This is a genomic window from Vibrio sp. 10N.286.49.C3 (genome assembly GCF_041469545.1).
GTDB classification, from domain to species: domain Bacteria; phylum Pseudomonadota; class Gammaproteobacteria; order Enterobacterales; family Vibrionaceae; genus Vibrio; species Vibrio tasmaniensis_A.
This window is the reverse complement of record NZ_JBFRKT010000008.1, coordinates 72,242-97,656: the sequence shown is the minus strand read 5'-3', so window position 1 is coordinate 97,656 and position 25,415 is coordinate 72,242. Positions and strand designations below refer to the sequence as shown.

The following is a 25,415-nucleotide window of genomic DNA, read 5'->3' as shown; positions in this document are numbered from 1 at the left end:
TTTATCTATTGATGGTTAGTACACCGGTGCTAACCATCCGTTTCTTTAAAAGAGCTTAATAATCTCGCTTAGCCATTGACCAAATGTCACCTGCCCACTCGGCGTTAACGTCCAGACAAAAGCCACAACATTAAGTGACACCGTCACGAAAAATACAAATCTAAATGGTTGCTTCTGCGTTTTATGACGCAGTTTATCTTGAGCAATTAACGCCCCTAACCAACCACCAGCAACAGAAAAAATATGCAGAGTTTTCTCTGGTACACGCCAATTACCATTGATTGCCGCTCTCTTGTCCTTCGCGTACACAAAAAACGTCACTATTCCGATAACTAAATACCACACCAAGAGCGCTTTTGAACTTTCTGAAAACAACGCAGATACCGCTACCAATACCAGATAAGTAATAGCGATTTGAATAGATGAAGACAACATCAACTCCTTTGGATAATGAACAACATAGCGTCACCATTCCACATTAAAGACTCACTAAGGCATTTGAGGCGAATGAGTACAAACTTTTTTTGATAGGAAAAACAACCTACGAGTGAAGTGCCACTAAGCTCACATAAATAAGGCGTAGTTATCACCCCTAGCGACTACTCCTATCTTCTACGCCTATGGCTAACCAACTGTATTTTATGAGCTATTGAACCAATAAAAAAGCGCGTTAACCACCACAATCCGTGATATCGACACTAGGTTTCCTATTTTTACGGATTAAAAATAACTTAATACATAAGCGTCACAAATAGTGGAGCATCGTTAAGCCTAGGATATTCATCTTCGTAAAAAATATGGATATCAAAACGTGAACGAAATAAATACCAATAAACACGAGATTCTACAAAGTACCTTGAAGATTGCAAAAACAACGAGCTTCAATATTGCGCAAACAAACACCTTTAAACGTTCAGCTTTAGCTAAGGCGATATTGCCTCTCGTCACCGCGACCTTGGTAGCAGGCTGTGGAAGCGACACTAGCAAAACAAACTCTGACAGCAATAGTCTATATAAAGCCGCTGAAAACGAAGTTGTTATTTATTACAAACGAGATGTTGCAGCGGCTCGCGCTTCTGGCTCGACCTACGACGGCTGGGGGCTTCACCTTTGGAATGGTGAAGGTTGTACGAGCACTGACTTAGTCGGCATGGGATTAGGTAACAATGGGACTGACTGGGATGTACCTTATGAATTCAAGGGCATCAATGATACCTATGGCGCCTACTACGTGTTGAAAGTCGATCCAGATGCATCCGATCCTCATAAGTGCATCAACTTCATCTTGCATAATGGCGGCGATAAGGCGTTTGGCAGCGCCAACTCGAAAATTGATCTCACCAAACTGAGTCAATCTCAATCTGTATTCGGTTTCCATGGCAGCAGCGCGCTGTACTACGAACCGATTTCAGAACGCCCAGTTAAGATTGATGGCCAGAAGGCACATTGGTTGGACTCAAACACAATCGCTTGGGAAGCAGCAGACGGTGCCGATTCTCTAAAGTTGTTCTACGCACTCGATAACAGCATCACGATAAACGATGATAAGGCGATCGTCGGTGGGCAGGCCGTTGAACTCAAAAAAGATGGCAAGCTATCCTCTGCATTAAAAGAACGCTTCCGTCATCTAGCAAGCCTACCCGCTTTATCAATTGATGTTGACGCCAGCACGCTGCGCACCATCTTGAAATCTCAGATCATTGTTGTTGCGTATAATGCGAATGGCGACGTTATCTCTTCAACTGAAGTTCAAAAGCCCGGCGTACTTGATGCTGTATTTGCCAACGAAGAGGCCGGTAACGCAATCGGAGAAACACTGGGGGCGATTGTGGAAGGCAGCACGACGACCTTCAAGCTTTGGGCCCCTACCGCGCAAGATGTTGAACTCGTCCTCTACAGCGAAGACCGACAAAGTTCTAAAGTGATCCCAATGACGGAAAGCTTGGAAACAGGCATTTGGGCAACGGATTCAATTTCTAACGCCGTGAATAGTTATTACCGTTACCAAGTGAAGGTCTACCACCCAACCACTGGTAATATCGAAACTCGCCTTGTGACCGACCCATACTCACTCGGCTTGTCGAAGAATTCAGCATACTCACAAGTGATTGACCTTGATGATTCAACACTGATGCCACAAGGTTGGGCTGGGTATAAGCGCCCAACGGTGAAGAAAGACGAAGACCACGTACTTTACGAGTCACACCTTCGTGACTTTAGCTTCAGTGATAAGTTAGGTACAGCAAGTTTAAACGGCAAGTACCTAGCGCTAACAGAAGCCGATCGTGAGTCAGTAAAACACTTGAAAGCTCTGAAAGATGCCGGTTTAACTACGCTTCATATCTTACCTGCATTCGATATCGCTACCATCAATGAAGATGACGCGAGCCGCGTGGATATCACCGACACCGTTGGCAAACTCTGTAACGTAAAACCAACGGCGACTTTATGCGGCACCGAAGATGAAAACAAAACCATCGAAACCGTACTCAACAGCTATAACTCTTCAACAGGCGATGCCCAAGCTCTAATGAACGATCTGCGTATGCTAGATAGTTTTAACTGGGGCTACGACCCATTTCATTACACCGTTCCAGAGGGAAGTTACGCGACAGATCCTAACGGTTCAAAACGTATTCTAGAATTCCGTCAAATGGTTAAAGCTGCGCACGAAATGGATCTGAAACTGATCATGGACGTGGTTTATAACCATACCAATGCGTCTGGCGTGAACGATAAGTCCGTACTGGATAAGATCGTCCCTGGGTATTATCACCGCCTGAATGTGAACACTGGTGGCGTGGAAAGCTCAACGTGTTGTGACAACACCGCAACTGAAAACCTAATGATGGGTAAGTTGATGGTCGACTCACTCAAGGTATGGGCTGACGACTATAAGGTTGATGGTTTTCGTTTTGACTTAATGGGCCACCAGCCAAAAAGCGTAATGGTTGAAGCATTGAAAGAAGTGCGCAATATCGACCCAAATACCCTGTTCTATGGCGAAGGTTGGGACTTTGGCGAAGTAGCAAACAACGCTCGCTTCGAACAAGCCAACCAGATCAATATGGCAGGCACCGAAATTGGCACCTTCTCTGACCGTTTGCGTGATGCAGTACGCGGCGGTAGCCCATTTGATGGCGGTGTCGATTCTGAAGGTAAGCACCCACTTCGTTTTAACCAAGGCTTCGGTAACGCCGCGTTTGCCAACGAAGAAACCAAAGTTGATCAAGATTCAGTCAACGGTCGTTTACACAACCAAGATCTTGTGCGCTTAGGCATGGCCGGCAACTTAGCCGAATACGTATTACTGGATTACAAAGGCGATACCAAACTGGGCAAAAACGTCGACTACAACGGCGCACCGGCCGGCTACACCAAAATGCCGTCAGAGAACATCTCTTACGTTTCCAAGCACGATAACCAAACTCTTTGGGATAACAACGCTTACAAAATCGCCGAAGGCACAAGCTCTGCAGAACGTGCTCGTATGCAGTCTGTATCGCTCTCGACCGTCATGTTGGGCCAAGGCATCCCGTTCATCCACATGGGGTCTGAACTGTTACGTTCTAAATCGATGCAGCGTGATTCTTACGACTCTGGCGATTGGTACAACCGTGTGATGTTTGATGGTACTGGCAATAACTGGAATGTTGGCTTACCTCGTGAAGACAAAGATGGTGCCAACTGGGAACTCATCAAAACGATCATTGCCGACAGCACAGCCAAGCCTGCAAAAGAGGACATTGACCTAACCAAGCAGCAATTCCTAGAGCTGTTAAAAATCCGCAGCTCAAGTGAACTGTTCCGCTTAGACACAGCAGAAGAAGTCATGAAGCGTGTCGACTTCCGCAATGTGGGCAAAGATCAAATCGAAGGCCTGATCGTGATGTCAATTGATGACGGAATCTCCACGGGCAAAGACCTAGATACTACCGCTGATGCGATTGTGGTTGTTATAAACTCAACGAGTAAATCTCAATCGTTCAAGATCACGGGAGCAACGGGCTTTACACTCCATACCATTCAGCAGAACTCTGCCGATGACATCGTGAAAGGCGCCACCTTTTCCGCTGAGACTTTCACCGTACCGCCATTAACCACCGCTGTGTTTGTGCAAACTCAAGGCGCGTCACAAGGTGCTGGGTTATCGGTTGATAACTCACAAAAGGACGTATCTAAGATTCCGCCATATGGCAAAACGACCGTCTATGTACGTGGTGCAATGAACGGATGGAACCCGACGGACGCTTGGGCGATGAACTTCGTTGGTAACGGCGTTTACTCTGTCACTGGCGCTTTGGCTGTGGGTGAATATGGCTTCAAGTTTGGCGGTTCTACTTGGGGTATCTTGGATATTGGCTGTCACTCCGTCGACTTAGCTAAAGGCTCGATCAACATTGGCAGCGAAGGCGACTGTAAGTTGAATGTAACCGAAGCGGGCAACTACACATTCACACTGAATGCGATTCATCAACTCAATGACAGCGCAGAAAAAGCCGTGGTATCTGTGACGAAACAATAAGCTTCACATTCACATAATCATCACAGACGAGCCTGTTTTTTTGGGGAAAAGCGAGGGGAGGTATTAACCTCCCCTTTTTTTGAGCAGCCGCTCACATACCACAGCAACTACGCCCCGATTTTCTTACCCAAGGAGGATAAAGCCGCATTCTGATTAAGCTAGCCTCCTAACGATAACTTCTATATCAAATATAACGTCTATACCCAATATAACGTCTACACAGCACAACTAGAACGACAAAGCCCTACACCTCCACTTCTCGAGATGGAATACAAGTATGTACAACAAGAAACATTCAATCTATCAAGTTTTTACCCGTTTGTTCGGCAATCAGAATACACAGAACACACCTTGGGGAACCATTGAGCAAAATGGCGTGGGCAAGTTCAGTGACTTCACCAATAAAGCTCTGACAGAAATTAGAGAACTCGGCATCACTCATATTTGGTACACCGGAGTACCACATCATGCTGTGATCAACGACTACAAGCACATCGGCATCTCAGACGATCATCCAAGCGTTGTAAAAGGACGGGCTGGCTCACCTTATGCCGTCAAAGATTACTACTCCGTAAACCCAGATCTTGCTGACAACCCAGCGCAGCGTTTACAGGAATTCGAAGCCTTGATCAAAAGAAGCCATGAAAATGGTTTGAAAGTCATCATTGATATCGTCCCTAACCACATTGCCCGTAATTACCAAGGCTTGAATAACCCAGAGGGCGTGCGTGACTTTGGTGATCAAGATGACACGACGGTTGAGTATCATCGCAACAATAACTTCTATTACATTCCTGACAGCACATTTGAACTGCCCGAGATCGAACCTGCGTTCATTCCTCTCGGTGGCGAACAACACCCGAATTTAGACTCACCGTTTCTTGAATCCCCAGCCAAATGGACAGGAAACGGATCGCGTTTGAGCAAACCAAACTTCGATGATTGGTATGAAACCGTAAAGATTAACTATGGCGTGCGACCAGACGGTTCAAAAGACTTCCCTGAACTTCCGGACGATTATGCGATGCGTGATCACCTCGCCCACTACCATTTCTGGCAGCAAGTTGATGTGCCGGATTCATGGATTAAGTTTCGAGACATCGCCTTATATTGGTTAGAAAAAGGCGTCGATGGGTTTCGCTACGATATGGTAGAAATGGTACCGGTCGAATTCTGGAGCTATCTCAATTCATCAATAAAAGTAAAGAATCAAGACGCCTTTTTAATGGCGGAAGTGTATCAACCGGACCTTTATCGTGATTACATTCGCTTGGGTAAAATGGACTACCTGTATGACAAAGTTGATCTTTACGACGGCCTAAAAGCAGTCATGCAAGGTAAGGCTTCAACGGCAATCATCCCTGAGATCCAGCATCGAATGATGGATATCGAACACCACATGATGCACTTCTTGGACAACCACGATGAGCAGCGTGTCGCGTCTCCTGAGTTCGTTGGTAACCCACACATTGCCAAACCAGCCATGTTAGTCAGTGCGCTATTAAGTAGCTCTCCCACCATGATTTACTTCGGGCAAGAAGTCGGCGAACCAGGCGCGGAGAACGCAGGCTTTGGGCAACCTTCTCGCACGTCTATATTTGACTACATCGGTGTTCCTCAACATCAAAAATGGATGAACGGAGGAAAGTTCGATGGTGGGCAGCTCAACGATGACGAAAAGCAACTCAGACTCTTCTATCAACAAGTGATGACCTTTTCATTGAACCATTCATCGATGACCGGAGCGTACCAAGATTTACACAAATCCAATCAGCTAAGTGATTCAGTTTATGCTTTCTTGCGTTTTGATAATCAAGAACTGGTTATCGCCGCGGCTAACTTCAGCCAAAGCAAAACAGACCACATTCAGCTGAAGGTGACGGCAGAGGTTATTCAAAAACTAGGCATCGCTGACGGAAGCTATACGCTCAAAGAACATATTGAAGGCGTCCAACAACAGACTCTGTATGTGGAAAATGGTGTCGGTTATTTCAGTGCAGAATTAAAGCCCCTAGCCGCTTTCGCTTGGGTGTTAACCCTTTAATCAACCGTTCTAAAAGTAATAAAGGGATGACTCACAGTAAGGTTAGGATACCATTTATAGGAAGGTCACTTTTCAACATCATTAGAATAATATAAATAAAACAATAAATTATGGTCTTGTTTTTATTTTTCACGCCGCATGTCTTCCTTTTGGTATGCCGTATTTCTTCCTGTCATCATAAGGTTGCGTTATACTACCCACACGTATGAAAGCAGGAGGTTCAAATGACAGCAGTTGAACGCGTTTATCAAAAGATAAAGCGCTCAAGACGTTATGTTTTTGAGCGCAAAGACTTTGATGGTTTTGCTAGCTACGACCAAATCGGTCGAGCGTTAAGGCAGTTAGTTAAGCAAGGTGAGTTAATCAAACTTGGTTATGGTCTATACACAAAGGCAAGAATGAATAGTCTAACCGGCAGACCCATGCCCACAAACCCTGGCGGAAGCGATGCTTTGATGCGTGAAATTTTAAAGATGAAAGGTGTCGATTTTGAGATGGACAAACTGTCTTTACAAAGCCTAGCTGGTAAAAGCACCCAAATCCCATCCTCCATTCAATACTCGTGGAATCCTAAACAGTTTAATCGCAAGTTGGCTGTCGGTAACCGAGTATTAAACTCACCGAGTTAATATGGAAAAACTAAAACAACAATTCCTTGAGGTTTCAGATGCGCTTGAGCTCGGAAACCCAGCCATTATTGAAAAAGATTACTGGGTCGTCGCCTTGCTTGCCGAATTAGCGAAAGTGACTCCGGTGCATCATCAAATGGTTTTTTCTGGGGGCACTGCTCTAGCCAAGTCAAACGTTAAAATCCTGAGAATGTCAGAAGATGTGGATATAAAACTCATTCCCCACCAAGAATTTGGTGAGCTGAGTCGCGGCCAAAAGAAAACCGCCCGCAAGACATGCATTCACGAGATTGAAATGGCGATCACTCAAACAGAGCGATTTACAGTTGAGTCGCGTCTCGTTCGTGATGAATATCGCTATGTTGAACTTGAACTCAGATACCCGCAGCAGTTTAGCCAAGCGCCATGTCTTCGCCCCATCATTAAACTTGAGTTAATAGAGACGATTCCCTTACTGGATGTAGAACTTCGGCCGATCCAATCATTGGTAGCGGAACTGTATCAACAGCCACAAGAAGTAAAAGCGTTTGATTGCGTCTCTATTCAAGCGACCTTGGTTGAAAAAGTGATTTCGATGTTGCGCCGTACCATGTCCGTAAAGCGTGATGCGCAACGTAAGGATGATGCCACGCTTGTACGCCATATCTATGATGTTTACTGCATTTTAAAGACCGAGGCACAGTTGGAAAACTTCGACCTTACAGCAATGACAGCGTTGTTTAACAACGTATTGAAAGAAGATATCGATCGCTTTGGTAATCAACACGCTGAGTTTGTTGCTAACCCCAAACAAGAGCTACAGCTCGGGCTAAAAGAGCTTGAAGATAACCCAGTTTTTCGCCAACGCTTTCAGGACTTTGTTACCCCTATGGTGTTTAACACCGACCCCCATGATTTTGATACCTGCTTTGCCTCATTTAAACGCATTGCGCAGTCGTTAATTAAAACAATCTAACCGATTTGAGAACCCCTCATGCCACACACTAAAATCAATCAAGATCCGCTACACCAAGAACAAGTCAACAAACCGTAAAGTTAGCCCAACCCACTACTCTAGGGCGTTTACGAAGTCTCATTTTTCTACTTTGACTCACTTACTTCATGAGTCAACGAGCAGCGCAACATGCCTATGAGGCAAACCATTGCACTGTCGTGATGTAGTCTGACAGAATCGCTTGGTGATCACATGATAGAAAGGCGGTTAGCTAAATCACCTTTTCCCCAAAGTGTGTAACGACCGATGATTGACTCATTAATGGTGAGTTGATTTTGTAATACATATGCTAACGAACAATCCTAGAGTGCAGGTGTTTTTTTCGTAACCCATCACTCATGTGCGTACAAAAATCACATGACCATCATATATGGCTTGAGTTGCTTAAAAAGGTTGAGCAAGATAGACAGAAGCAAATGACTATATCCCGACTGAAAAGCGTTATGCACAGGGGCAATTAATGACGAAAGCGAAACAAGCATTAAGCATAAAAGGTGATACGTTTAACCCATTTCCAGAGCCATTTAAATCTCGCCTTGGTCAATCTGAATGCAGAAGTTTAGGTGATTCTTTTGGGCTCACTCAGTTCGGTGTGAATCTGGAAGTATTAGAACCGAATGCGCAGTCGGCTCTTCGCCATTGGCACACAAGGTCAGATGAATTTCTTTATGTACTCGATGGTGAGCTATGTTTAGTCAGTGATGACGGTGAGCAGACATTATTTGCAGGAATGTGTATTGGCTTCCCTGCTAGGGTCGAAAATGGTCATCATTTAATAAACCGCAGTAGCGAACAAGCTAAATTTATAGTTATAGGGAGCCGAGTTGCAAAAGACGAAGCCCATTATCCAGATGATGATTTCAAATGGATTGTTGAAAGTTCTGGTGAATGGACTCCCTCTAGAAAGGACGGCACACCATACTAGTTACTGTTAAATAGTAGGAGGGAGACTATGATTCCAACAGCGATTCTTATTCATGTTCAAAATGTCGCATTGGGCATCGAGTGGTATCAAAAAGCCTTTCCTACAGCTGTCTCTGTTTATCATCCTAGTTTCGACTTTACCGTGCTCAATTTAAACGGTTTTTCTCTTGAGATAGTACAAGCAGACGAAAAAGTAGGCTCGGGTAAATGCGGGACAGTTTTATATTGGTCGGTAAACAACTTAGATAAAGCACTGGATCATTTTGAAGAACTTGGTGCAAAACTGTATAGAGGCCCAATGGCAATTGAAAATGGGCTTTTTATGTGTCAAATCGAAGACCCGTTTGGCAACTTAATTGGCTTGCGTGGGGCGACCACGTTGCAAGTGGTTTAAATGGATTATAAAAGGCCTTATATGTCATATCAGTTTAGGAGGTAAAATGGACATTTTGATCGAACAAGAAATAGAACTCCATCAATACCAAACTCGTCAGAACAAAGCTGATCTTGATCGTTTAATACACCCTAGTTTTACTGAAGTTGGTAAGTCAGGAGATAGCTACGACTTTACATCCATTATTCAAATGATGGATTTGGAAGAACCTTCAGATATCCGCGTTCATTCTCAAAAGTATGAATGTATTCAACTTGAGCCTTCTATACAGCTTTTAAAGTATGAGTCTGCTCTTGTAAGCGAATCTGGAGAAGTTAGTGACTATGCCAAACGCTGTTCAATTTGGACATTTACGGGCACTTGTTGGAAGCTCAGGTATCATCAAGGTACGCAATGTAAACCTTTCAAACTCAGTTAGTAGTGATTATCCGAAATCTAACTATCTACTGAAGTTTGTCATTACGGGGGAGCTTAAAGTTTGTAACACGCCTCTGCCCCAAAGTGTGTTTAAAGCGCATGAAGCTATCATGTGCAGGTACAGAACTGAAGAACTTAAATCATTGTTATTTATATTAAAAAATATGTATCGTTTACGTCATTAAGATACTAGACAGAATAATTCTATATTTAAGTACAGAATTATTCTGTCTAATATAGCTTTTAGCACTCAGGAGGTATTCATTGAAAAAGTGTCAGCTGTGCCTTTGTAAGTCTGAGTTATGTAATTCACATGCAATACCTGATTCAGTATTTAGATCTTTATTTAAACAAGGGAATGGTCAGGCTATCGAACTTTCTTCTGGTGAGTTAATCCCCAATAGAAAGTCCCAGGACAGTTGGGCTACTGACCAGTTGTGTAGTGGATGTGAGGTAAAGTTAAACATTACCTATGATCAATATGGTTTGAACTTATTAAGAGGAAAGGTTGGAAAAGTTATTCGACATGAGGACGGCGTCCATTTTTCCGATATCGACTCTCTAAAATTTAAAAGCTTCGTGTTGTCTATCTTCTGGCGGGGTGCTGTTTCAGAGCATGAAAACTATAAAACAATTCAAGTTGCCCCACGTTTTTTAGAGCTAATTCGATCTAGTTTGGTTAGGCAGGATAATGTTTCAAAGAATTCATGTACTGTCATTGTGCAGAGATTGATTGATACAACAGATGGGGGGTTTGACGAAAGTCATCTCAGAAATTTTGTTGTTTCACCATTCCCTAGGAAATATGAAGTTAGAGGGCAATTTTATAGCTCCATCAGCATGATACTTTTAGGGTTTTACTTTGAGATTTTTTATAGTCATATACGTTTTTCTGAAAAAGTATCTAAGTTTGCTTTGGGTAGTCGCTCGACAACCTATATCGCGCCATATATTGAGGTCACTGAAATACCCGAGGTTTTTGATTTAATGGTTAACAGTCTTAGAAAAGAGCATAAAGGTTTAAGCAATTTGTGACTAAAAAAGAGTTCAACAAACTGTTCAAGAGGGATTCGCAACGCGTGGCATTTTCACTATGCGTTGTTTTTAGTGGTTAAGGTGGTATGCGGCGGCTTCGGTATTGCGTTGCTCACCCCTTAACAGGAAGTTAGCATTTCCTTGGTGGAATAATGGAAAATTATAAATATATAGTAGATGCTTTAAGCTCTACGGCAGCTTTTGTCGCAATACTGACTGTATTGATTAGTTGGTATAAAAATGCACAGCCTTCATTGAGAATTGAGCGTGTAGTCGTTCATAAAAGACAATCACATAGTGACTATATTATTGTTGTACGAAATCGAAAATCTTATCCAGTAACCATCAGCTCAATATCATGTTATAAAAAGTTATCGTACATGGTAGAAAAAGAGAATGGTCAACCACCTGAATACCGGGAAGCATTATCGGAATCTGATCGAGTATTCTCGAAAAATGAAGTGTGGGAGTTTGCTGCTAACGGGCATACTGACATTTGGATTAAAGGTGGTGTTATTACCGAGGATATATCCAAACTTTTGTTTTCCGCTCAAACTTCTCATGGATATCACAGGCAAGTATGCAAAGATATTTTGACTGTGAACATGACAGGAAAAACCAAAGTAATGGGTATGGAGGTCATGTTCAATACTGAGTCGAAACTAAAAGCAAAGGTAAAGTATGCATGGCTTAGTTTATGTAACATGTGTGCGCGGGAAAGATAACAAGAGACTATGGTTTCAAGATACTTTTTCATACCTGATCTTGATGCAACTAAGTCATTTCAGCCAAGAAGCTTTTGTCCAAAAACGTGCCAGCACGATCTCAGTTACCTCATCCCCTTTCTGATGTAAACCGCTCCCGATTACATTCCACTGGTTTACTGTTTTGCCATTCGCTTTTTATGGTTAAAATGCCTTATGGTACAAACAATCGAATTATCGATACTTGCGGCCTTTGCCACAGGTATTCCCCATTTACACGAAAAGACTGATTATGAATTTTGATATCAATGCACTGAAACACCACCAACTGGTCGAAGATGGTCAATTAGAAGGGTGTTACCTTCATCAGCCAGCACAGGGCAGCCAGCAAGACGATGACGCTGTTTTAGTAGAGCGCCAAGCACTAGAAAAATTGGGGTATAAGGTGGTACAGGTTCAAGCTAAAGGTGGGGCAACAACCTTTGCTGAGGCTATGCAAAAGTTTGCGAAGAAAACAGGTCACCAGACCAAAGGGTAGGCAAATGGCTAGTGCGGCTTACAACGTTCAGAATCGATAGATTAGCCGCCCTGATCAGCACTCGATGATACTAATCGCCTTAACGCCACAGCGCGTCCCTACTTTCTCCGCATTTTCTGGCTTCTAGCTTAATCAAAGTTGGCTTTTTGTAAGATCTCAATGAACGTCTTGATCTTGAGGTCTTCCGCTCCCTGTTTCGCGTAGAGGCCAACGTTTCCTAGCTTAAAGTCATCAATCAGTAAGGTTTCGAAGCCTTTGCCTTTCATCCAATCGCACATTTTATGACTGTATGGCATGACAGCATCAGACATTCTTAACATATCTAAGCTCGCAAAAAGAGAGTCAACGTCATAGACATCTCGCCCAACCTCCTCAGAATCACGCCCGCCAGGCTGTGAATTTACGTGATCAGACAGTACAGAGTTATGTCGAGAGTGATCGGGGGTCACTTGGAGTATTGGAAACGCCAACATCTCACGTCTTAACAAACTCGGGTCTAAGTGTTTCTTCGTTAACAATGGATGTTTAGCTCGAACAAACACCGCTTCTTTGTCTTGAAAGAGTGGGTAAAACGTTACTTTGCATCGCTCATGCAGCCCATAGATTTCATGGCCAACAAACAAGTCGATATCGCCTTGAACCAAGTGGTGCATCAAAGACAAGTTGTTACCGAACTCTAAATGTAGCGAGCCCGTTTTTTCTTGTTGCTTGTATTCCTCAACCGCCTTGCAAACAAATTGTTCCCACCAAGCTTCCCCAGTGCCGAGCTTCAATTTACCGGATTGGCGCTGCTGCATGTCGGTAAAGCGGTGCATTAACGACAGATGCTTTTCTTGCTGTTCTTGTGCAAACTCCCGAAACAACAACCCGTACTCGGTAAGCTCTACGCCTTTTGACTTACGAGTAAAAATAGCCACACCAACATCACTCTCTAATTTCTTGATCGCAGCGGTCAAGGAGGGCTGGCTAATATTCAGCTTTTCCGCGGCACCTTTAATACTGCCAGTATGCGCAACCATCAGAAAGTATCGGTATAGCTTGTTCATAGGATTCTCTTAGTTTGCATTCGATCACAAAATGCGAGGTTAGAAATTCAACAAATTAAACCACTGAACACAGTGCGCAGCGGATAGAGCTCATGATATAGGATTTTTCTATAGAGAGCATTAGTAATGCTATTTCCCAGTGTAAGATGAAATCACTATAGTAAGGTCAATTAACTTATTAAGTGGACATTGAGATGGAACAGAAATGGTGGCATGACGCAGTGGTCTACCAAATTTACCCGCGTAGCTTTTTAGACTCGAATAATGACGGTATCGGTGACCTAAATGGAATCATCAGCAAACTCGATTACCTTAAAGAACTGGGCATTAATGTCATTTGGCTCTCTCCTGTTTATCAATCTCCAATGGACGATAACGGCTACGACATCTCCAACTACCAAGCGATAGCTGAAGAGTTTGGCACGATGGAAGAGATGAAACGCCTGATGGATGAAGCGAAGAAACGTGACATTAAGATTGTTATGGATTTAGTGGTAAATCATACGTCAGATGAGCACCGTTGGTTCGAGCAAGCACGCTCTTCAAAAGACAATCCGTATCGAGACTATTACATTTGGCGCGATGCAAAACCAGATGGCAGTGCACCAGATGACCAAGGTTCTATCTTTGGCGGAAGCGCTTGGCAGTGGGATGAACTCACACAACAATATTACTTCCATCTATTCTCGAAACGTCAGCCCGATTTGAACTGGGAAAACCTGAAGGTTCAAGAAGAGGTTCATACTATGATGAACTGGTGGATTGACCTTGGCATCGGCGGCTTCCGCTTAGATGTGATTGATCTTATTGGTAAAGAGATCGATAAAGGAATCACTGGTAACGGACCAAGGCTGCACAAGCTATTACAACAAATGAATCAGGCGACCTTTGGTAACAAGGATTTGTTAACCGTAGGAGAAACTTGGGGCGCGACTCCAGAAATAGCCAAGCTATACAGCGGACAAGATAGAAATGAACTTTCTATGGTGTTCCAATTTGAGCACATTACCCTGACATGGGAGAACGGTGACAAATGGAACCCTATTCCGCTTGATCTTCGAGAGTTCAAAAATGTGCTGACCAAGTGGCAGCTAGAGCTGGCCGATGGTGGTTGGAATTCCCTTTTTTGGAACAACCACGATTTGCCACGTTTGGTTTCAAAATACGGTGATGACAAACATTTCCGAGTTGAGTCAGCAAAAATGCTGGCGACGTGTTTGCACTTCTTGAAAGGCACACCTTACATCTATCAAGGTGAAGAGATTGGCATGACCAATGTCGCTTTTGACAATCTAGACCAATATAAAGATATTGAAACGCACAATTTCTATAAAGTAAAAACGGAATCGGGTGTCACTCATGAACACATGATGGACGCCATTCACGAGAACAGCCGTGACAACGCTAGAACACCCATGCATTGGAACAACCAACCAAATGCAGGCTTCTCTGACGGAACACCTTGGATTGAGCTGAATCCAAACTACCCAGAGATCAACGTCGAAAGTGCGTTGGCTGATCCAAGTTCCATATTTTATCACTACAAGACATTGATAGAGTTACGAAAAGCTCACCCAGCGATTGTCTACGGTTCATTCATTCCTGTTTTTGAAGAACACGACAAGGTTTTCGCCTACGTACGTGAGTTGGATGGTGAAAAGCTGTTTATAGTTTGTAACTTCTCAAACGACAACCTGACACTGGATATGCCTGAACAATACCAAACTCAGACGCTTGATTGTCTGATCAATAACTATCAAACGGTCACTGAGTTGTCAGCCAAGCTTGAACTGGCACCGTATGAATCATTTGCTGTAAAACTGTAATCATACGTTAAATTCAACACACCAAAGGCAAGGTTCTCCTTGCCTTTTTTATTGCCCAAAGCCATCGATTCTCTCCAACATTTCACATCTTAACCTAAGCAACCTAACGCTTAGTTTTGGATGGCTTTCATCACCCAAAAATAGTTTGAGCCCGCCTTCACATTTCTCTATACGCGCCACTTCACAAAACTATGGCGATCGCCTGTAAAACAGCACTGTATCGGCATTGCTATAGCTTTTTACTATATCAAAGGTGCGTTTACCTATTTCTCAAAGGCTAAATTAGTCGATATTATTTTCAGCAGATAATAAGAACTGATAGAAGTGATTATCGTTATGGATAACCTTCTGAATATGGAATGAAATTATGAAACCTCTATTGAAAACACTGTCTATTTGTACCCTTGCTGCTCTTTTCAATGCACCGGCTTTTGCTATGGAAGAAGGTGAAATCACAATCTGGATCAATGGCGATAAAAGTTATGCCGGTCTTGCTGAAATTGGTAAACAATTCGAAGAAGATACTGGTGTAAAAATTAACGTTCAGTACCCAGACTCACTGGAAGCTAAATTCCAACAACACGCAGCAACAGGCGGCGGCCCTGACATCATTTTCTGGGCACACGACCGTTTTGGTGGCTACGCAGAATCAGGGCTACTTCACGAACTTAATCCAAGTAAAGAATTCAAAGAAAAGCTTGTCGACTTCAGTTGGGATGCGGTGACAGTCAACGGTAAAGTTGTGGGCTACCCTCTAGCAATCGAAGCACCTTCTCTAATCTACAACAAAGACCTACTTCCAAACCCACCAAAAACATGGGAAGAGCTTGCTGACATTCAGAAAGAGATGGCTAAGCAAAACAAAAAAGCCATCATGTGGGATGTGAAAAATGCGTACTTCACGTGGCCGATGATCTCTGCTGGTGGTGCCTTTGCGTTTGAAAAAACAGCAACAGGCTATGACGCTAAAAGCACAGGTGTTAACAATGCAGCGGGTGTTCGCGGCCTTCAATTCTTAGTTGACATGGTAAACCAAGGGGTAGTTAACCCGAATATGGATTACTCAGTCGCAGAAGCAGAGTTCACCAACGGCAATGTGGCAATGACCATTAATGGCCCTTGGTCTTGGGGTAACTTAGACAAGCTTGGTGTTAATTATGGCGTTGCGGAGCTGCCGACATTAAATGGCGGTAAAGGTAACCCATTTGTTGGAATCCTAAGTGCGGGTATCAATGCTGCGAGTCCAAATACTGATCTTGCTGTCGAGTTCTTAGAGAACTACCTATTCCAAGACGACGCTCTGAAAACCATGAATGATGACAAGCCTCTTGGCGCGGTGACACTAAAATCATTCCAAAAAATTCTTGAGAGCGATGATCGCATCAAATCAACCATGACGAATGCTGAAAACGGCGAAATTATGCCAAACATCCCGCAAATGACGGCTTACTGGTTCGCTGAAGGTGCGGCTATCGATAACGCAATGCAGGGCAAGCAAACCGTTAGAGAAGCACTAGACACAGCAGCGAAACAAATCACCAAATAACCTTTCTTTTTATTAATATCCTATTGTCCTTTGGCACAGCGCATGCTGTGCCTTTTTTGTTTTGGAAATCAACTCGCTATGCAAATCCCTACTCTTTACCTAAAAGGTACGTTCAATGGCTGGGGGTTAGACACCCCATTGTTCAAAGAACAAGACGGCTCCTACAGAGCAAACCTATGTTTATCTACCGACCTTTATCGCTTCAAAATTTCGGATTCAGATGGCACCAAGCAATGGACACTTTCAGGGCATGAAAGTGAAGCCACTCTCTGCGAATTGGAACAAGCAATGCCGCTTATCAATACACAAGGCATTGGCAATGATCTACTGCTCTCTCCCGCTGTCGCTGGTCAATACTCCTTGAAGGTGCAATTTGGCTCTTCGACGCCAACGATCACCGTAACCAAGGGGGAATACAATGATCTATCAACACCTCAACGTGAGCCTATTGATACTCACCTGATTGAGGCTGAGATTGAGGAGACGCTACCTCACTGGCAACACCCTGAATTTGCAATGCCACATGACCAACTATTCCAAAAGCTCACCATCACAGAGACACGGTCATTCCCGTTTGTGTTCGGGGATAATGTCGATGGTTACTATCATGGAGCAACCTATAGCTATGTAAACGGTGGTAAATATCGTCACCACCAAGGTTGGATACTGGGAACCTTCGCCAGCTATATCGACGGCAAGTTCAATAACAAGTTAGAGGCTAAGCGTGCCAGCCTGACGCCTTATGGTATTGAACATCATTATGATTATAGCCGAGAGTCGTTGAGCCTGATTCAAGGTTCCAGACTGGTATCACTCACTGTGTCGTCAAACAAACCGAGTGCTTTGAGCCTAATTCCAGAACTCAACATACCGACCACTCACTCTAAAGTTCATACCTCAGACTCAAACATCGTCATAGAACTCAGCCCTCAAGTTTGCCCAGACGGCTGCCCAAGGTTTGTCGCTATCGCGAGTAACCATGCTGTACATGCGCGAGAGGTATCGCTCAACGACCATCCTGAACTTCGCGACCTAGTTCAGCTCTCAGAGAGCAATACAAAACTCATGCTCACGACGTCAGATAAACAAACTGAACTTGTCGTCTACCTCGGCTTTGCTGAAACTCTTGAAACCGCTAGCTCATTGGTTAATCAAGCGATCAAAAATAGCGAACACGTTCTTCACCAACAGCGGATTTATGAGTTCTTAACCAATAATTATTTGTGGACCAACGACCTTGAATACAACCAAGCCGTCATGTGGTCGCGCCTTGCAAGCCGAACCTTTGTGAGTCATGAGTTCGGCACGGGCATTTGGGCTGGATTACCTTGGTTCAAGGACTGTTGGGGCCGTGACACCTTTATCGCTTTGTCGGGCACAAGCTTGGTTAATGGGCTGTTTAGTGAAGCAAAAGAGATCATTGAAAACTTTGCGTCCATGCAGATGCTCGACGAAAATTCCGCGAATTACGGGCGAATCCCGAATCGAGTGACGAGTAAAACGAACATCATTTATAACACCACCGATGGCACTCCTTGGATGATTCGTGAAGCCCTTGAGTACATCAACTACTCTGGCGATGTGGCGTTCGCTAAGGCCATTTATCCCACTCTCAAGCGTTTCATCACGGGTGTCGAAAAACACTACTTGAATGAAGATTATTTGAATAAAGACAGTCTGATGGCACATCGCCACCCTGATACGTGGATGGATGCAAAAATTGATGGGATGACACCTTGGTCTCCTCGCGGCCCTAAAGCCAATGACATCCAAGCTTTGTGGTTTGAAAGCTTAAACTGCGCTATTCAACTCGCTATTCTGGTGGGCGACTCTGAATCAGAAAAGAGCTGGACAATCCAAGCTGGAAAAGTGAAAGAGAGTTTCGCCACCAAGTTTTGGGATGATACAAACCATCGCCTAGCCGACCATTTATCGCAAGGTGATGTGCCTGATTATAGCGTGCGTCCGAATCAGTTGATGACGATTTCAATTCCTCAGAAAAGTCCGCTGAATCAGAATGAAAGAGAGCAATACATCGTCAAGAACGCGGTCGAAACGCTATTGTTTCCATGGGGGATCTGCTCGTTGCAACAAGAGCATGTCGATTTTCATCCTTATCACGACAATCAAGCCATGTACCACAAAGACGCGGCTTATCACAACGGGACGATCTGGGGGTGGAATGCGGGCTTTACCATTACGGCGCTCAATAAGTTTAAGCAGCAAGATCTCAGTTACCAACTATCCAAAAACTTGGCAAAACAGATCCTTACACAAGGCTGTAGAGGGACAATGAGTGAAAATTTGGATGCTTTCCAAGATAGTGACCGCGACCTTGTAGAATCAGGGACGTTTGCTCAGGCCTGGTCCGTTTCAGAATACGCTCGTAACGCGCAACAGGACTATTTGGGATATTGCCCACGCTTATTGGACAATCAGATACACCTAACACCAAACTTCCCAAGTTGTTGGAGCGAATTAGTGGCTTCGTTGCCTTTTGGTCAAGGAAACCAGCTACGACTGTCATTTGAATCTAAAAATGGGATTTCTCATTACAAGATTCAGTCAAATCTAGAAGATACGGTAAGTCCCGAAATCACGTTGGTGCTTACGCTAGACATAAACCATGAGTCTGTTGCCGTAATCTCGACACCATTAACACAATCGTTGGAGATCATGATCGACAGTCACCAACAACAGGTCACAGTTAACGACAAACAAGCGCAGTTTGAGATTCAGCTAAAGCCAAATAACGCCATCTTACGCGATTTACAGTTTGCCAAGCCCGACTTTGCAAGGCAACACAACAGCTTGATGAGCAAGGACTACTTGTTGAACAAGCGCAATAAGCAAAAATTGTCAGCAGCCAAGGACTAGCTTTGCTGATACTAAGCCTATCGCTTTATAGACGTATAAAGTGATACGGCTATAACGTGATAAAAAAGCAGGCCTAATACACCGTTTACGAAGACAAAACGGAGTTCGGCCTTCTTTTATTGTCTAAAAATAAAGTCGATGAAATCCGGGAATCGCAACGACCAAGCCAGTTCATTGTGTTGATGACCTTGCCCTTCTTGATAAAACAGCGTCACGTTCGGCTTTTGAGTGAGTAACGTGTTCATTGCCCTTGAACCACTCAGATAAACGTCAGCAAAATCTACGTTTGCCTCTTCACGAACTTCATTCGTTCCCATATCCATATATATTTTCGTTGGAGACAGAAAGTTAAACTCTTTCATATACTCGAAGTATGAGGATTTATTGAACCAAAACGCTGGAGAGAAGACCCCAAGCACGCCAAAAGTATTCTGGTACAGTGAGCCACCATATAAGCTAATTAGCCCGCCCATTGAACTGCCAGCAAGGTACGTAAACTCTCGGTTCGGCTTTGTTCTGTATGTTTGGTCTATATAGGGCTTCAATGTATGACAGATAAACGCCATGTACTCGTCCCCTTCACCACCAAATTTAAGTAGCTCATCACCAACACCCAACTCTTTTATCTCTTGGTTAGCGCGCCAAGGCGAATACTCATTGTAACGCTCCATGCCATTAAGCTCATGACTGCTGTCGATGGCGACAACAATTACCCCTGATAACTTACCGAGCCTTTGCATCTCATCGAGTGTCGTTTGTGCGTCCCAACACATCCCATACGTCGCTGTAGACTTCTCAAAGACATTCTGTCCATCATGCATGTATAAGACAGGATAAGCGTGCTCTGCTTGGTGATACCCCGCAGGAAGGTAAATGCGGAGCGTTCGAGTTCGATTCAACTGTGGAATAAAGAACTCATCGATAATAATCAATTCAGATTGCATAACGACCTCTAAATTTGAAGTGTCTATAAATTCAGATATAAAAAACGCCCCTTTAAAGGAGCGTTCTATCTTTATTTCTATCTCGATCTCTATCTCTATCTCTATCTAAGCGACTAAGATGCTGGACTGCTAAGCCATTAAGCCTACTAATCTATTAAACTAACTAACTAACTAACTAACAAGCGAACAAGCGAACAAGCTATTTTGCGTTGACGGCTCGCACAAAAGCTTCTTGTGCACCTTCAACATTAAGTGCCTTCGCTTCATCTAACAAACCTAAAGCTTTCGGTATATCACCTGACTTCACCGCATTTTGTATAGCAGACAAATAGAAGTCTTTTGTCTCTTGCTGCACACGTATCTGCGTGTCTGCTTTCTTCGGTACAACAGCTGTTGCAGTCGCTGCCATAGCGGCAGGGGCAGCAACGACTGGCGCTACGGCAGGTTTAGCACGGTAAGGGCGAAGTTTTAAAGTTTTAATTTCTAACTCTAAACGACCACCTAATTGATTGGTGTATACCGGATCGGTGACCATAGGCATCACCTCACCAAATTCTTTCGCTCTCACCTTTGCTGGGTGATCAACTTTCACCTTATTGCCAAGCTCATCAGCAGGCGTGTAGATAACAATATAAGGTGTCTTACTCGCATCAATACGCAAGCGCTCAATGTAACTCGTGCGAGTAAAAGCGTCTGATGCCTGAACCTTAAAGTCTTCAAACTTCAATGTTTGCACTGGCTTAAAGTTTTCATCTAGAAGCATGGCTTCTGGAGCAAAAACTGAATCATCGATCATCAAGCTCGATAGCTTAACGACCATCTCACCTGAGCGCTCGCTGAACTTGAACGCTGCAAAGTGGCTATTGCCTGTTGTAAATGTACCAACAGGTGATCCCAAGTCGATATCAAATTTTAAATCTTCATTATCATTCAATTGCGCGTATGGGAACTGCGAAAAATCGCTGCAGCATACTTCTGCATTAGTGGGTGCATCGAGTTTAGTTTGAACCTGAGCATCGGAAGCACAACCGCTTAGCAAGGCACCTAGTACCACGGCTAACATAGAGCTTTTATTTGTCATTGTAATCTCTCTCACTATTGGTTGTTGTTGGGGGAAACGGAAAAAGGCAGCCAATGGCTGCCTTATACTTTAAACGGTTTAGAACCAAATTTCAGTGTGTACACCGAATACAAATTCGTCTTTACCGTTATCGATACCAATTTGTTTAGCACTTGCTTCATCATCAGCTTTAATGTAGCTAATGTAAGGCTTAACTTGTGGACGACCGAAGTAGTCAGAGTTCGCTGTAAATGCAGTTGCAATTTCTAGGTTAAGAATATCGCTCTCTACAGCATCGCCAGTACGACCACCAAAGTAACCTTCATCACCCTCTTCGTGACCGTAAGAAGCCGTTGCTTCTAAACGAACGTTGTCGTTCAGCTTGTAAGAAGGACGAGCAGCAACCATGTAACGAGTCAAACCGTCAGCACCAAACAATTGGTCAAGAGCTGTAAAGTACACAGCTTCCGTACCTAGCTGCCATCTTTCTGAAATGTTTAGTACACCGTAAGAAGTTAAGAATAGAGACTCAGCTTTATCATCGCCGCCAGACCAACCACCGAAGTTAACACCACGGTTTTGCATTACACCAGAACCATAAGCAATGGCATTTTGAGTCCAACCGTCTAGACCATAGTAGCTTGTGTTTAGTGTTACAGCAGCTCCGAAACCATCTTGATCCTCACCATTATTAATGTGTTTCTGACCATATTTAAAGTCAAAGTCTAGGCTGCCGATACCCGCATCCACGCCGTAGTAGTACAAATCGATAGAAGAGAGAGTTTCTCTTTCTTTTGCACCGTTTTTATTAACTTTACATTTATTAGGATCTGTAGATGTAGTGCCATCTTTTTGCTTACAGTCAATCGCATAAGAATCTGCAGAACCTGCATCAGGATCAGCCATTACATAAGCGATACCAGCAGTATGTCCTGCAAGCTTAGTTTGAATACCTGCACCAATACCAGATGATTGTTTCCAAAACTCACCAGATAAAAGACCTGCTGCACGGTTTAGGTAACGTTGACCACCCCAAATAGAAGTGTCTTCACCTAAAATACCGCCGAGCTCAACGAAAGCTTCTTTTACTTCGAACTGAGAATCATCATTCTTCTTTTGTCCGCCTTCAGAAGAATAAGCGTATGAGTTACCGTTACCATATTCAGTACGAAGAACGTAGTCCGCCCACACACCATTTTGGTACTCAGAGTGCTTCTTAATTACAAATTCAACTTGGTTAGTACTCTTACCGTGAGTACCCGCTGTTTTGTAATCTGGCTTACCGAATTCAGTGTCTACTGTTTTACCATCTACAACACGAACGTTAGAAGACATGTAACCGTGAACTTCCCAGCCGTCAGTGATAACGTCAGTAGGGTTTTTCACCTCTACTTCCATTGAAGAGTCACCACTTGTTACATCAAGTGCAACATCATTTTCTGCGAACGCTGAACCAGCGACAAGTGCAGAAGCCACTGCAGCAGCAATCAAACTTACTTTTTTCATTCTTAACTCCATTAAGGACGATTTATTTTAGGTTTTATATTTTTGCTCTCTTGCGACAACCAAAGGCAGTAATGGTGGGCGTAAGATAGAGAGGTTTAGGGTTTCCCCTGATTCGTTTCAACGGAGCCAATATTAAGAGGGGATGACAAGTTTGACTTCCTCCACCCCGAACTAAATTAAGGGGGATGAGAAGGGAGTAGAGTTTATACAGAATGGTATTTTAAAGGGTTGGATCACTTAATCTAGGAGGAGTAGACAGCACACAGATCTAATTATTCAGCATAAGTGAGATCTACTTCAAATATATAATTTGAACTTCATCGATGAATTATTTTTCAACAAAATTTATTCTATGAAGTTGCTTGACCTTAATGGGACAAAGCCTTTTACTAATAGTTCACTGATGTTGATAAACGAACAAGAAATCAAGCAATGACTAGAACGCTCGCTCGCCCTTATCCACTAGGCGCAACGCTAGGTAACACTGGCTGTAACTTCTCAATTTATTCCCCTGACTGTAAATCCCTTTCTCTCGCTCTTTTTGACGAGAACGATGAGTTCACCACTTATAAATTGGAAAATGAATACGCTGATATCAGGTATGTATTTGTTGATGGTATTAAAGCGGGACAAAAATACGGTTTCATTGCTGAAACTGATAATGGCCCGATCTTACTTTCCGATCCTTACGCTAAAGCAATAAGCGAACCGCTCGATTACGCAACGCCATATACCAATGAAAAAAGCTTTTCGATGGCGAAGTGTCTCGTAGTTGATGACACGTTCGATTGGCAAGATGTCGAAAAGCCGCGTATTAGCCGCGAAGAGACCGTTCTTTTCGAAACCCATGTTAAAGGCCTATCTCAACTTCACCCAGAAGTCGCGACCAATACAAAAGGCCGTTATTTGGGGTTAGTTAGTCCCGAAATGCTTGCATTCTATAAACAGCAAAACATCAATTCTCTACAACTTTTACCTATTGCTGCATGTATGCATGAACCTCATCTATTGGACATGGATAAAGTGAACTATTGGGGTTACAACCCATACTTGTTCATGGTGCCAGACCCACGCTACGCAGAAAAAGACGCCGTTAATGAACTCAAAACCGCAATTCGTGAACTTCACCGCAATGGCATCGAAGTTATTCTAGACGTGGTGTACAACCACACGGCAGAAGGTGGCGAAGGTGGTACAACCTTCAACCTTAAAGCACTAGATAGCCGCTACTACATTAAACATGGCTGCCATTACGCGAACTTTACGGGTTGTGGTAACACAGTTGATCTCACCCACCAGCCAGCACTCAACTTAGTGATGGATACGCTTCGCTATTGGGTAAGTGAGTTCCAAGTCGACGGCTTCCGTTTTGATTTGGCTGCAACACTGGGGCGCGAAGGTGACAACTACAACCCTGAGGCTGCATTCTTTAAAGCTGTGGCTCAAGACCCTGTACTTAAAGAAACCAAGCTCATTGCAGAACCTTGGGACATCGGTCCGAATGGCTACCAAGTAGGTAATTTCCCGCTAGGCTGGAATGAGTGTAACGACAAACTGCGAGATATCACTCGTAGCTTCTGGCGTGGTGATCAAGGCTACTTGAAAGAGTTTGCGACTCGCTTAATGGGCTCTCGTGACATCTACAGTGCCGCACACTGGCCGTACAAATTAACCGTCAACTACATCACTTATCATGACGGCTTCACCATGCAAGATCTTGTTTCTTATAAACATAAGCACAATGAAGATAATGGTGAGAGCAACCGCGATGGACACGGTGATAACCGCTCTGAAAACTATGGTGTAGAAGGCAATACAGAAAACCTTTTGGTTATCGCAACACGCGAAAAGCAAAAGCGTAACTTCATGGCTAGCCTGTTATTTGCATTCGGTATTCCGCATATTTTGACGGCCGATGTGTTATCTCATTCTCAAAAGGGCAACAACAACGCGTACTGCCAAGACAGCGTCACTAGCTGGCTCAACTGGGAAGATTCCGAGCGTAAGGCTTATTTCAAGGCTTGGTTGTCTGAGATGATCTCCGCACGTCAGCAATACATGGTGCCGTTTATCAAGGCGTTCAGTGGCGATAAACGTAACTCTAACCGTATATTCTGGAGCCGTGTTGATGGCACAATCATGGAACATGATGATTGGAACCGTTTAAGCTCTGTAGCCTTACATTTAGGCATCGGCAAAGATGGCGACGAGTTGATTTATCTGATCAACCAAACCAACGCACCGGCTCGATTTTCTTTACCGAGTGACCGTCAGCAAAACTGGGTAACCATCTGTGATACCAACTTGCGAAACGTGAAACCGGGTCATGCCGAAGGTGAAATGCTGTTATCTCCCGTTTCAATGGCAATTTTGCACTATTCGCCAAACAAGACTGATTCGGTTTAG

The 25,415-nt window shown here is 43.7% G+C and carries 19 protein-coding genes; 14 read left to right on the top strand and 5 right to left on the bottom strand.

Features of this window, described 5'->3' with window-relative positions; all coding sequences use genetic code 11:
* Positions 1 to 45 precede the first annotated feature (45 nt).
* On the bottom strand, positions 46 to 435 hold the full coding sequence (locus AB4180_RS03390) for a DUF1294 domain-containing protein (protein WP_102249436.1): 390 nt from the start codon (positions 433 to 435) through the stop codon (positions 46 to 48).
* Between the two features lie 376 nt (positions 436 to 811).
* On the opposite strand from AB4180_RS03390, the gene pulA reads away from it, so the two are divergent.
* The 10 genes from pulA (at position 812) to AB4180_RS03340 (ending at position 12,204) form a co-directional block, all read left to right on the top strand.
* The gene (gene pulA, locus AB4180_RS03385) at positions 812 to 4,525 is read left to right on the top strand and encodes a pullulanase-type alpha-1,6-glucosidase (protein WP_102249437.1); all 3,714 of its coding nucleotides are present in this window, start codon (positions 812 to 814) and stop codon (positions 4,523 to 4,525) included.
* A gap of 277 nt (positions 4,526 to 4,802) precedes the next feature.
* Positions 4,803 to 6,569: an alpha-amylase family protein gene (locus tag AB4180_RS03380; protein WP_102249438.1), complete on the top strand. Its 1,767-nt coding sequence runs from the start codon at positions 4,803 to 4,805 to the stop codon at positions 6,567 to 6,569.
* Positions 6,570 to 6,793: 224 nt separating this feature from the next.
* Positions 6,794 to 7,198 (top strand): DUF6088 family protein, encoded by a 405-nt coding sequence (locus AB4180_RS03375; protein ID WP_017104303.1) that lies wholly within the window; start codon positions 6,794 to 6,796, stop codon positions 7,196 to 7,198.
* Between the two features lies 1 nt (position 7,199).
* The gene (locus AB4180_RS03370) at positions 7,200 to 8,153 is read left to right on the top strand and encodes a nucleotidyl transferase AbiEii/AbiGii toxin family protein (RefSeq protein ID WP_102249439.1); all 954 of its coding nucleotides are present in this window, start codon (positions 7,200 to 7,202) and stop codon (positions 8,151 to 8,153) included.
* Positions 8,154 to 8,652: 499 nt separating this feature from the next.
* On the top strand, positions 8,653 to 9,117 hold the full coding sequence (locus AB4180_RS03365) for a cupin domain-containing protein (protein WP_017104305.1): 465 nt from the start codon (positions 8,653 to 8,655) through the stop codon (positions 9,115 to 9,117).
* Between the two features lie 27 nt (positions 9,118 to 9,144).
* Positions 9,145 to 9,510 carry a VOC family protein gene (locus tag AB4180_RS03360; protein WP_017104306.1) on the top strand — a complete coding sequence of 122 codons (366 nt, stop codon included), beginning with the start codon at positions 9,145 to 9,147 and terminating at the stop codon, positions 9,508 to 9,510.
* Between the two features lie 46 nt (positions 9,511 to 9,556).
* Entirely contained in the window at positions 9,557 to 9,928 is a 372-nt protein-coding gene (locus tag AB4180_RS03355) for a DUF4440 domain-containing protein (protein ID WP_017097735.1), read from the top strand.
* A gap of 263 nt (positions 9,929 to 10,191) precedes the next feature.
* Positions 10,192 to 10,962, top strand: coding sequence for a hypothetical protein (locus AB4180_RS03350; RefSeq protein ID WP_102249440.1), 771 nt, complete (start codon positions 10,192 to 10,194; stop codon positions 10,960 to 10,962).
* Between the two features lie 152 nt (positions 10,963 to 11,114).
* The gene (locus AB4180_RS03345; protein WP_102249441.1) at positions 11,115 to 11,687 is read left to right on the top strand and encodes a hypothetical protein; all 573 of its coding nucleotides are present in this window, start codon (positions 11,115 to 11,117) and stop codon (positions 11,685 to 11,687) included.
* 271 nt (positions 11,688 to 11,958) lie between these two features.
* On the top strand, positions 11,959 to 12,204 hold the full coding sequence (locus AB4180_RS03340) for a hypothetical protein (RefSeq protein WP_102249442.1): 246 nt from the start codon (positions 11,959 to 11,961) through the stop codon (positions 12,202 to 12,204).
* Between the two features lie 128 nt (positions 12,205 to 12,332).
* Here the strand turns inward: AB4180_RS03340 and AB4180_RS03335 are convergent, their stop codons facing one another.
* Entirely contained in the window at positions 12,333 to 13,250 is a 918-nt protein-coding gene (locus AB4180_RS03335) for a LysR family transcriptional regulator (RefSeq protein ID WP_102249443.1), read from the bottom strand.
* Positions 13,251 to 13,444: 194 nt separating this feature from the next.
* Between AB4180_RS03335 and AB4180_RS03330 the strand changes: the two genes are divergently transcribed.
* The 3 genes from AB4180_RS03330 to AB4180_RS03320 all read left to right on the top strand — a co-directional run bounded on the left by AB4180_RS03330 (position 13,445) and on the right by AB4180_RS03320 (position 19,499).
* Positions 13,445 to 15,076, top strand: coding sequence for an alpha-glucosidase (locus tag AB4180_RS03330; RefSeq protein ID WP_102249444.1), 1,632 nt, complete (start codon positions 13,445 to 13,447; stop codon positions 15,074 to 15,076).
* Between the two features lie 367 nt (positions 15,077 to 15,443).
* The gene (gene malE, locus AB4180_RS03325) at positions 15,444 to 16,622 is read left to right on the top strand and encodes a maltose/maltodextrin ABC transporter substrate-binding protein MalE (RefSeq protein WP_009845865.1); all 1,179 of its coding nucleotides are present in this window, start codon (positions 15,444 to 15,446) and stop codon (positions 16,620 to 16,622) included.
* A gap of 30 nt (positions 16,623 to 16,652) precedes the next feature.
* A complete protein-coding gene (locus AB4180_RS03320) occupies positions 16,653 to 19,499 on the top strand; it encodes an amylo-alpha-1,6-glucosidase (RefSeq protein WP_102249445.1) in 2,847 nt (948 codons plus the stop codon).
* Positions 19,500 to 19,615: 116 nt separating this feature from the next.
* Here AB4180_RS03320 and AB4180_RS03315 read toward each other — a convergent pair whose 3' ends face one another.
* The 3 genes from AB4180_RS03315 to AB4180_RS03305 form a co-directional block, all read right to left on the bottom strand.
* Complete coding sequence (locus tag AB4180_RS03315; protein ID WP_017102315.1) at positions 19,616 to 20,443, bottom strand: alpha/beta hydrolase; 828 nt, start codon at positions 20,441 to 20,443, stop codon at positions 19,616 to 19,618.
* 199 nt (positions 20,444 to 20,642) lie between these two features.
* Positions 20,643 to 21,524 carry a MalM family protein gene (locus AB4180_RS03310; RefSeq protein ID WP_102249446.1) on the bottom strand — a complete coding sequence of 294 codons (882 nt, stop codon included), beginning with the start codon at positions 21,522 to 21,524 and terminating at the stop codon, positions 20,643 to 20,645.
* Positions 21,525 to 21,602: 78 nt separating this feature from the next.
* Positions 21,603 to 23,009, bottom strand: a complete 1,407-nt coding sequence (locus AB4180_RS03305; RefSeq protein WP_017100292.1) for a carbohydrate porin — start codon at positions 23,007 to 23,009, stop codon at positions 21,603 to 21,605.
* 432 nt (positions 23,010 to 23,441) lie between these two features.
* Here AB4180_RS03305 and glgX point away from each other — a divergent pair, with 432 nt between their 5' ends.
* The gene (glgX, locus tag AB4180_RS03300; RefSeq protein ID WP_102249447.1) at positions 23,442 to 25,415 is read left to right on the top strand and encodes a glycogen debranching protein GlgX; all 1,974 of its coding nucleotides are present in this window, start codon (positions 23,442 to 23,444) and stop codon (positions 25,413 to 25,415) included.

Coding starts and splice junctions, on each gene's coding strand:
- AB4180_RS03390 (WP_102249436.1), bottom strand. CDS start 435: ATGTTGTCTTCATCTATTCAAATCGCTATTACTTATCTGGTATTGGTA.
- AB4180_RS03380 (WP_102249438.1), top strand. CDS start 4,803: ATGTACAACAAGAAACATTCAATCTATCAAGTTTTTACCCGTTTGTTC.
- AB4180_RS03375 (WP_017104303.1), top strand. CDS start 6,794: ATGACAGCAGTTGAACGCGTTTATCAAAAGATAAAGCGCTCAAGACGT.
- AB4180_RS03370 (WP_102249439.1), top strand. CDS start 7,200: ATGGAAAAACTAAAACAACAATTCCTTGAGGTTTCAGATGCGCTTGAG.
- AB4180_RS03365 (WP_017104305.1), top strand. CDS start 8,653: ATGACGAAAGCGAAACAAGCATTAAGCATAAAAGGTGATACGTTTAAC.
- AB4180_RS03360 (WP_017104306.1), top strand. CDS start 9,145: ATGATTCCAACAGCGATTCTTATTCATGTTCAAAATGTCGCATTGGGC.
- AB4180_RS03355 (WP_017097735.1), top strand. CDS start 9,557: ATGGACATTTTGATCGAACAAGAAATAGAACTCCATCAATACCAAACT.
- AB4180_RS03345 (WP_102249441.1), top strand. CDS start 11,115: ATGGAAAATTATAAATATATAGTAGATGCTTTAAGCTCTACGGCAGCT.
- AB4180_RS03340 (WP_102249442.1), top strand. CDS start 11,959: ATGAATTTTGATATCAATGCACTGAAACACCACCAACTGGTCGAAGAT.
- AB4180_RS03335 (WP_102249443.1), bottom strand. CDS start 13,250: ATGAACAAGCTATACCGATACTTTCTGATGGTTGCGCATACTGGCAGT.
- AB4180_RS03330 (WP_102249444.1), top strand. CDS start 13,445: ATGGAACAGAAATGGTGGCATGACGCAGTGGTCTACCAAATTTACCCG.
- malE (WP_009845865.1), top strand. CDS start 15,444: ATGAAACCTCTATTGAAAACACTGTCTATTTGTACCCTTGCTGCTCTT.
- AB4180_RS03315 (WP_017102315.1), bottom strand. CDS start 20,443: ATGCAATCTGAATTGATTATTATCGATGAGTTCTTTATTCCACAGTTG.
- AB4180_RS03310 (WP_102249446.1), bottom strand. CDS start 21,524: ATGACAAATAAAAGCTCTATGTTAGCCGTGGTACTAGGTGCCTTGCTA.
- AB4180_RS03305 (WP_017100292.1), bottom strand. CDS start 23,009: ATGAAAAAAGTAAGTTTGATTGCTGCTGCAGTGGCTTCTGCACTTGTC.
- glgX (WP_102249447.1), top strand. CDS start 23,442: ATGACTAGAACGCTCGCTCGCCCTTATCCACTAGGCGCAACGCTAGGT.